A 7525-nucleotide genomic window follows, 5' to 3' on the forward strand; every position below is an offset into this window, starting at 1 on the left:
CGCCGACGCCGAGCAGGAGCACGTCATCGCGCAGATCGCGGCGGGCAACTCGGTCGTCGTCACGACGATGCCCGGAACCGGGGGCACGCAGACCGTCGTGAACGCCCTCGGCGCCCTGATCGGACAGGGCAAGCGCGTGCTCGTGGTCAGCCCGCGTCGCGGCTCGCTCGGCGGCATCGCCCGCCGCCTCACCGACATCGGGCTGCCGGGCGTCGCGGTGTCGCCGCGCAGCCTGCGCCGCGACCTGCTGCGGGCGATCTCCCGCAACGAGCGCGCCGGCGCGCCTGACGTGCGCGAGGTCGACGAGGCGCTCGTACGCTTGCGCGCCGTGCTGATGGACTATCGCGAAGCGCTCACCCGCCACGACCTGGTACTCGGCATCTCGGTGTTGGACTGCGTGACGGAACTGTCCCGCCTCGCGCTGCTGCCGCATCCGCCGGCCACGACCGCGCGACTCGACCGGGCCACCGTCGAGCGTCTCGCGGCCTCGCGCGCCCCGGTGGCGGCGACGATGGTGGAGGCCGCGAAGCTCGGGGAGTTCCGCTACGGACCGGCCGATTCCCCCTGGTACGGCGCCGTCTTCCCCAACGGCGACCAGGCCGCTGCGGCCCACCGGCTCACGAAGCGTCTGCACGCGGAGTCGGTGCCCTGGCTGCTGGTCCGCGCGCAGGAGCTGATCGCGGGAACCCGCATGCGGCCGTTCGAGACGATCGCCGAGCTGGGCGTGTACCTGCGGCTGCTCGCCGACATCCGGGACACCCTCGACCGGTTCGTGCCCGCCGTCTTCGACCGCTCGCTCGTCGAGCTGATCGCGGCCACGGCGCCGCGCCGCGAGACCCCGGAGATGAGCGCGGGCGACCGCCGTCGCCTGACGCATCTGGCGAAGGAGTACGTGCGCCCCGGGATGCACGTGCGCGACCTGCACGCCTCGCTCGACGCGATCCAACGGCAGCGCATCCTCTGGCAGCGTTTCGTCGCCACCGGCGTGACGCCCGAGGTGCCGACCGGCATCGCCGAGGTGCAGGCGGCGTGGAACCAGGTCGCCACCGACCTCGAGTCGCTCGACGCCCCGCTCGGCCGCACGACGCGGGAGACGTCGCTGCTCGGACTCCCGCTGCACGCCCTCGGCGAGGTCCTCGGCGGGCTCGCCGCGGAGTCCGATGCGCTCGCCAACCTCCAGGAACGGTCGGAGCTGGTCGGCGTGCTGCGCGCCCTCGACCTCGACGCGCTCATCACCGACCTCGCCAACCGGCACGTGCCCGAGGAGGCGGTGGCCGCGGAGCTGGAACTCTCCTGGTGGCGCAGCGCGCTCGACTCGCTGCTGGTCAACGATCGCGCACTTCTCGGTGCGAAGACCGACGTGCTCGAGCGACTCGAAGCCGACTTCCGGCTGGTCGACGAGGCGCACGTCGCCGGCAACTCCCACGGGCTCGCCCACCGGCTCTCCGAGGGCTGGAAGATCGGGCTGCTGGACTGGCCCGACGAGGCCGCCGCGCTCAAGAACGCCCTGCGCGCCGAGGATGTCGACGCCGCGACCCTTCAGCGCGGTGCGCCGCATCTCTCCCGCGCGCTCGCGCCGGTGTGGCTCGCCTCCCCGTACGAGATCGCGGCGGTCGCGCCGGAGATGAGTTTCGACACGGTCGTGATCCTGGATGCCGGCGCGCTCACCGTCGCCGAGAGCGTCGGGGCGATTCGCCGTGCCAAGCAGGTCGTCGCGATCGGCGACGCCGTGACGCAGACCCCGTCGGCGTTCACGATCGGCCTGCGCGATCCCGACGCGGAATCGACTCCGACGGATGCCCGCACCCTCGAAGCTCTGCACGATCGATCGGTGCTCGCGCGTCTCGCGTCGGTCCTCCCGACCCTCGAGCTGACGCGCTCCTATCGCGCCGGCGGCGAGGACCTCGCCCAGCTGGTCAACCGTCGGTTCTACGGCGGCACGATCGACGCCCTCCCGTGGGCGGGTTCGTTCCTCGGCCACGGCAGCCTCGTGCTCGAATACGTCGAAGACGGTACCGGGCTCCCCGACCCGGTCACCGGGTCGGTGGAGAGCGTGGATGCCGAGGTGCGTCGCGCCGCCGAACTCGTCTTCCAGCACGTCGAGCAGCGCCCGCAGGAGTCGCTCATGGTCGTGACGGCGAGCGAGAAGCACGCCGCTCGGGTGTGGAAGGCCGTCGCCGAGGCGATGCCCGGCAACCCGGCCCTCACCGAGTTCGTGCTCAGCGACCGCGCCGAGCCGTTCGACGTGCTCCCGATCGGCCGCGCCGTCGCGCAGAGCCGCGACCGCGTCGTTTTCTCGGTGGGCTACGGGCGCACCCCGCACGGCCGCGTCCTCTCCGACTTCGGCCCGCTCGGCAAGCCCGGGGGAGAGCGTCTGCTCGCCGTCGCGATGACCCGCGCCCGCCGGTCCCTCGTCATCGTCACCTGCTTCCGTCCGGCCGACATCGAGGACGGCCGGCTCGGGCACGGGGCCATCGCTCTCGCCGAGATCCTCGACGAGATCGCCGCCCGCCGCGCGGAGGCGCCGCTGCCCGACGACTCCGACCCGATGCTCGTCGACCTCGCTCGACGCCTCGAGCTGCGCGGTCTGCGCGTCGCCCTCGGCCATCGCGGAAAGCTGGGCCTGGTCGCGGCGAACGGTGGCACGTGCGTCGTCGTCGAGACCGACACGGTGCTGCTCGGGCGATCGCTGCGCGAGTCGCTGCGGCTGCGCCCCGAGGTGCTCCGGCGGCTCGGCTGGCACTACGCGCGGGTGCACGCGTTCGAGCTGTTCAGCGATCCCGACGCCGTCGCCGACCGGATCGCCCGCACCGCCGGACTCCAGGTCGCGACGATCACCCAGGAGATCCCGGTCATTGTCGGACACTGAGTCCGCTGCGCCTCCGGCTCCCCGTCGGAAGCATCGCCGGGTGACGACGGAGCCGCCCCCCGGCAGCGACCCGACGCCCGTCGAGGAACCCGACCAGCAGCCCGAGGGCGCGAACGACGCTCGCCTGCGCGAGGACGTCCCCCCGCACTACTGAGCTGTTTGCCCGAAGTGGCCCCATCCGCAGAGGCGAAGGGGCCATTTCGGGCAAACAGCCTCAGTCTCTGGACTGCTGTGCCTTCAGCAGGTCGCGGATCTCGGTGAGCAGTTCCTGCTCGGTCGGAACCTTCGGCGGCGCGGGCTCATCGGTCTTCTTGCGTCCGAACGGGTTCTTGCGCAGGTAGTTCATCGGCACGATCAGCGCGAAGTAGACCACGGTCGCGACGAGCAGGAATTGGATGAGCGCGGAGATCACGCGACCCCAGGCCAGCACGATCCCGTCCTCGGCTCCGGGGGAGGACTCGGGGCGCAGCGTGATGCCGGCGCCGTTGAGGTCGTCGGCGTTGAAGATGAGCGCGATGACCGGGTTGAAGACGCCCTCGACGAGGCCGGTGACGATTCCGGTGAACGCGGCACCGATGACGACGGCGACGGCGAGGTCGATGACGTTGCCGCGGAGGATGAACTCCTTGAAGCCCTTGAACACGGTTACTCCTGGGATGTGGACGATGCCGTCGAGGATGCCGCTCCCGATCCGGTCGCGGCCGGGGTGGAGGTCGAGGCCTTCTCCGACGAACTCGACGCGGACGATGACGCCGACGACGATCCCTCGCTCGGGGTCGCGCGGCTGTCGTTGCGATAGAACCCGGAGCCGGTGAAGCTCACGCCGACGGCGCTGAACAGCTTGCGCAGCTTGCCGCCGCAATTCGGGCACTCGGTGAGCGAATCGTCGGTGAAGGCCTGCTGGATGTCGAAGGCGGTTCCGCACTCGGTGCAGCGGTAGGAGTAGGTAGGCATGGCTCTCGTAGCGTCAGAACGTGACGATGCCGCCCGGAGTCACGACTCCGTCGACCGGCATGTCGTGCCGCTCGCGCGGCACCGCGTCGACGAGTTCGTCGTCGAAGATCACAGCATAGACGGGCGGGCAGTTCTCCATCGATCCGAGCGTCTTGTCGAAGTAGCCGCGGCCCCAGCCCATCCGCATCCCCGCGCGGTCGACGGCGGCGGCGGGAACGAGGATCAGGTCGACGTCGTTGATGGCGATCGGCCCGAGGAGTTGCGACGTCGGGGTCGGCATCCCGAGGATGTCGGCATCCTCTTCTTGGCCGTCGTAGGGTGCCCAGTCGAGCAGACCGTCGTCGCGGGAGACCGGCAGCAGCACGCGGAGGCCCTGCTCGGCGGTCCAGCGCAGGAAGGGCCGCGTGTCGGGCTCGTCGGGCATCGACAGGTAGGCCGCCAGAGAATTCGCCCCGAGTCCGGTCGCGAGCGCGGTGAGATGCCCGGTCAGGGCGGCGGAGTCGTCGCTGCTCTGCGTGGAGGTGCGGATGCGTCGGCGCTCACGCAGTTCGGCACGCAGCGCGCGCTTCTCGCTCTCCACATCGGACACGACTGCGAGTTTACGGGCCGGATACGCTGGGCCCATGCCCGCACCCATTACGAAGGCCGTCATCCCCGCCGCCGGACTGGGGACGCGATTCCTCCCGGCCACGAAAGCCATGCCGAAGGAGATGCTGCCGGTCGTCGACATGCCGGCCATCCAGTACGTCGTCGAGGAGGCGGTCGCCGCCGGGCTGCACGACGTGCTGATGATCACCGGGCGCAACAAGCAGGCGCTCGAGAACCACTTCGACAAGGTCGGCGAACTCGAGCAGATCCTCCGAGCCAAGGGCGACGAGGACAAGTTGGAGAAGGTGCGGCACTCGACCGACCTCGCCGACGTGCACTACGTGCGGCAGGGCGATCCCAAGGGTCTCGGCCACGCGGTGCTGCGCGCGAAGATGCACGTCGGCAATGAGCCGTTCGCCGTGCTGCTCGGCGACGACATCATCGACGCCCGGGACGTGCTGCTGAGCCGGATGCTCGAGGTGCAGGGGGAGCGCAACACCACGGTCGTCGCGTTGCTCGAGGTCGACCCGTCGCAGACCCACCTCTACGGGATCGCGACGGTCGAGCCCACCGACCACGACGACGTCGTGAAGATCACCGGTCTCGTCGAGAAGCCCGAGCAGGGCAGCGCCCCGTCGAACCTGGCGATCATCGGCCGGTACGTGCTCCGCCCGGAGATCTTCGAGATCCTCGAGAAGACCTCGCCGGGCAAGGGCGGCGAGATCCAGCTCACGGATGCCCTCCAGGCGCTCGCCACCGGGCCGGACTGGGCGGGCGGCGTGCACGGGGTGGTGTTCCGCGGCCGACGCTACGACACCGGCGATCGCCTGGACTACCTCAAGGCGATCGTGCAGCTCGCGAGCGACCGCGACGACCTCGGGCCCGATTTCCGGGCCTGGCTGAAGCCGTTCGCCGGTTCCCTGCCGGACGAGCACCACGACGGCGAGCAGTGAACGCACCGACTCTGCGCGACGGCTCCGTCGCGATCCGCCCGATCCGCATCCGCGACGCGCGTCCGCTCGAGCGCGAACTGCTCGACAACCGGTCCTGGCTGCGCACCTGGGAGGCCACCAACCCGGGTGGCCCCGTCGGCTTCGACGCGAAGGCCAGCATCCGCTCGCTCCTCGCGCACGCGCGCACCGGCAACGGCGTTCCGTTCGTCGTGGAGTACGAGGGGGAGTTCGCCGGGCAGCTGAACGTCTCCGGGATGTCGTACGGCTCGCTGTCGTCGGCCTCCATCGGGTACTGGGTCGCCGAGCGTTTCGCGGGTAAGAACGTCACTCCGACCGCGGTCGCGCTCGCCACCGATCACGTCTTCTTCGGACTGGGCCTGCACCGCATGGAGATCTGCATCCGGCCCGAGAACGGCCCGTCGCTGCGCGTCGTCGAGAAGCTCGGGTTCCGCTACGAGGGGCTGAGGCGCCGCTTCATCCACATCAACGGCGACTGGCGCGACCACTTCTGCTTCGCCCTCACCGTCGAGGAGATCCCGGAGGGCGTGCTGCGTCGGTGGAAGGACGGCCGCGTCCCGGCCGGTGTCGGCGTCGTCCCCGCGACCGACAGGGCCGAGGCAGAGCGCCACCTTCGCTTGGGATGACTCAGAGGGTGCCGGAGGGCGCGCGCGAGTCAATCGGGGGAGGGGTCCCCGCTCTTGACTCGCGCGCGCCCTCCGGCGCCCGACCCCCTAGAGCCAGACGAACGGGATCGTCGCCGTGAGGATCGCGGTGACGAGGAAGATCGCGCCGCCGACGGCGATCAGGATCCACTTCGTGAACAGGCGCCGCACGACGGCGGCGACACCGAGCAGGAAGAGCGTGATCGCCATGACCCCGGTGAAGAGGCCGAGGGTGTCGGCGGCCTTGTTGTATTCGCCGCCCTCGGTGCGCTTGTCGGCCGACTCCGTGGTCTTCTCGGCGTAGCCGCCGAACAGGGTCGCCTGGTAGGTCTCGTCGGCCTGCGGGTCGTGCCAGAACTCGGGCTCGGCCTCGTCGGCGGCGGCGGCGTTCTGCAGGGCGGCATCCAGGTCTTCGGAGACGGCGATGAAGTAGAGCTCGTCGTACTGCGCCTGGGCGAGCGGGTCGCCGCCGTCGATCGCGACCTGCAGCAGGCTGAGCTGCTGCACCGTCTGGGAGTCCTGCACGTACTGCTGGTTGCCTTCGAGGTAGAGCGACTCCGCCTCGGTTCCGGCGGCTTCGCTGAGCGAGATCGCGTCGGCGCGCTGTCCGTCGTAGAGGCTGGACTGGAACGACGTGTAGGCGGTGGCGACCGACACGATGCCGAGCAGGATGACGACGATCAGTTCGGCGTGGCGGGCCCACCAGGGGCCGGGGGTGGTTTCGGTGTCGGACATGCTGCTGCCTCGTTCGGGAAGGGGTGACGTGGGGACGGGTCGACTCGGATGCGAGTCGGCTCAGATTATCGCCTGGAAGGATGCCGGGAGCGCGCGGTCGCGTCGGCGCGGCACCCCAGTGCGAGGGTGTGCACCTCGTACTCTCACGTCATGGATGGGACGGGTGCGGGCACGGCGATCATGCTCGCCGTCGCGGCGCTGCTCTGGTTCCTCTATCTGGTGCCGACCTGGCTCCGCCGCCGCGAGTTCATCGCCGAAGAGAACGGCGCCGGACGCTCCGAGCGGCTGCTCCGCGCCGAGCAGCGTCGCGCGGATGCCGCCGCCGCTCGGGAAGCCCGGGCGGCCCGCCGGGCCGCGCCGACCGCTCCGCGCACGACCCTGGAGCCCGCGGTTCTGCGTCGCCGCCGGATGCGACGCACGCGCCTCGGCGCCTCGTTGCTCATGATGGCGGCGACGGTCGTCGCGGGCGTGCAGATCTTCCTGATCGCCACGACCGGGATGACCCTCGGCGGCTTCTTCGTGCTTGTCGCCGCGATCGCCGGCGGCGGTGCCGCGATCGCCACGCAGCGCCGGCTCGATGCCCTCGCCATGCCGCGCACGTCGGCTCCGGTGCGCGCCCGGAACGCCGTCCAGGTTCCGTCCGCGACGGCCGCTCCGACGCGACGGGCGGCCTGGACCCCGGTGCAGACCCCGCGCCCGATGTACCTCTCCCGCCCCGCCCCCGAGGCGCCCGTGCGGCGCCACGACCTCGAGGAGGCGCTGCG

7 protein-coding genes and 1 pseudogene are annotated in these 7525 nt (G+C 71.0%); 4 read left to right on the forward strand and 4 right to left on the reverse strand.

Translation table 11 applies throughout. The annotated features are described in order from the left end of the window. The coding region (locus ACILQS_RS14430) for an AAA family ATPase (protein ID WP_395640826.1) at nucleotides 1-2869 on the forward strand (2869 nt) is incomplete at its 5' end. Between the two features lie 214 nt (nucleotides 2870-3083). Here ACILQS_RS14430 and mscL read toward each other — a convergent pair. From mscL to ACILQS_RS14445, 3 genes are read right to left on the reverse strand one after another with little or no spacing between them, the layout of a single operon-like run. Continuing rightward, on the reverse strand, nucleotides 3084-3512 hold the full coding sequence (gene mscL, locus ACILQS_RS14435; protein ID WP_395640827.1) for a large conductance mechanosensitive channel protein MscL: 429 nt from the start codon (nucleotides 3510-3512) through the stop codon (nucleotides 3084-3086). A 2-nt stretch (nucleotides 3513-3514) separates the two neighbouring features. Further along, nucleotides 3515-3823 carry an FmdB family zinc ribbon protein gene (locus ACILQS_RS14440; RefSeq protein ID WP_395640828.1) on the reverse strand — a complete coding sequence of 103 codons (309 nt, stop codon included), beginning with the start codon at nucleotides 3821-3823 and terminating at the stop codon, nucleotides 3515-3517. 13 nt (nucleotides 3824-3836) lie between these two features. Next, the gene (locus ACILQS_RS14445; protein ID WP_395640829.1) at nucleotides 3837-4448 is read right to left on the reverse strand and encodes a 5-formyltetrahydrofolate cyclo-ligase; all 612 of its coding nucleotides are present in this window, start codon (nucleotides 4446-4448) and stop codon (nucleotides 3837-3839) included. On the opposite strand from ACILQS_RS14445, the gene galU reads away from it, so the two are divergent. Further along, entirely contained in the window at nucleotides 4447-5364 is a 918-nt protein-coding gene (galU, locus tag ACILQS_RS14450) for a UTP--glucose-1-phosphate uridylyltransferase GalU (protein WP_395640830.1), read from the forward strand. The two genes, ACILQS_RS14445 and galU, sit on opposite strands and share 2 nt — an antisense overlap. Further along, a complete protein-coding gene (locus tag ACILQS_RS14455; RefSeq protein ID WP_395640831.1) occupies nucleotides 5361-6008 on the forward strand; it encodes a GNAT family N-acetyltransferase in 648 nt (215 codons plus the stop codon). The genes galU and ACILQS_RS14455 overlap by 4 nt, the downstream gene beginning before the upstream one ends. A gap of 87 nt (nucleotides 6009-6095) precedes the next feature. On the opposite strand, the gene ACILQS_RS14460 is transcribed toward ACILQS_RS14455, so the two are convergent. Continuing rightward, the gene (locus tag ACILQS_RS14460) at nucleotides 6096-6761 is read right to left on the reverse strand and encodes a hypothetical protein (protein WP_395640832.1); all 666 of its coding nucleotides are present in this window, start codon (nucleotides 6759-6761) and stop codon (nucleotides 6096-6098) included. 150 nt (nucleotides 6762-6911) lie between these two features. Between ACILQS_RS14460 and ACILQS_RS14465 the strand changes: the two are divergent. Then, a pseudogene (locus ACILQS_RS14465) lies at nucleotides 6912-7525 on the forward strand (hypothetical protein); the annotation flags it as partial.

The sequence above is a fragment of the Pseudolysinimonas sp. genome (assembly GCF_044239695.1).
In the GTDB taxonomy this organism is placed as follows: Bacteria; Actinomycetota; Actinomycetes; order Actinomycetales; family Microbacteriaceae; genus Pseudolysinimonas_A.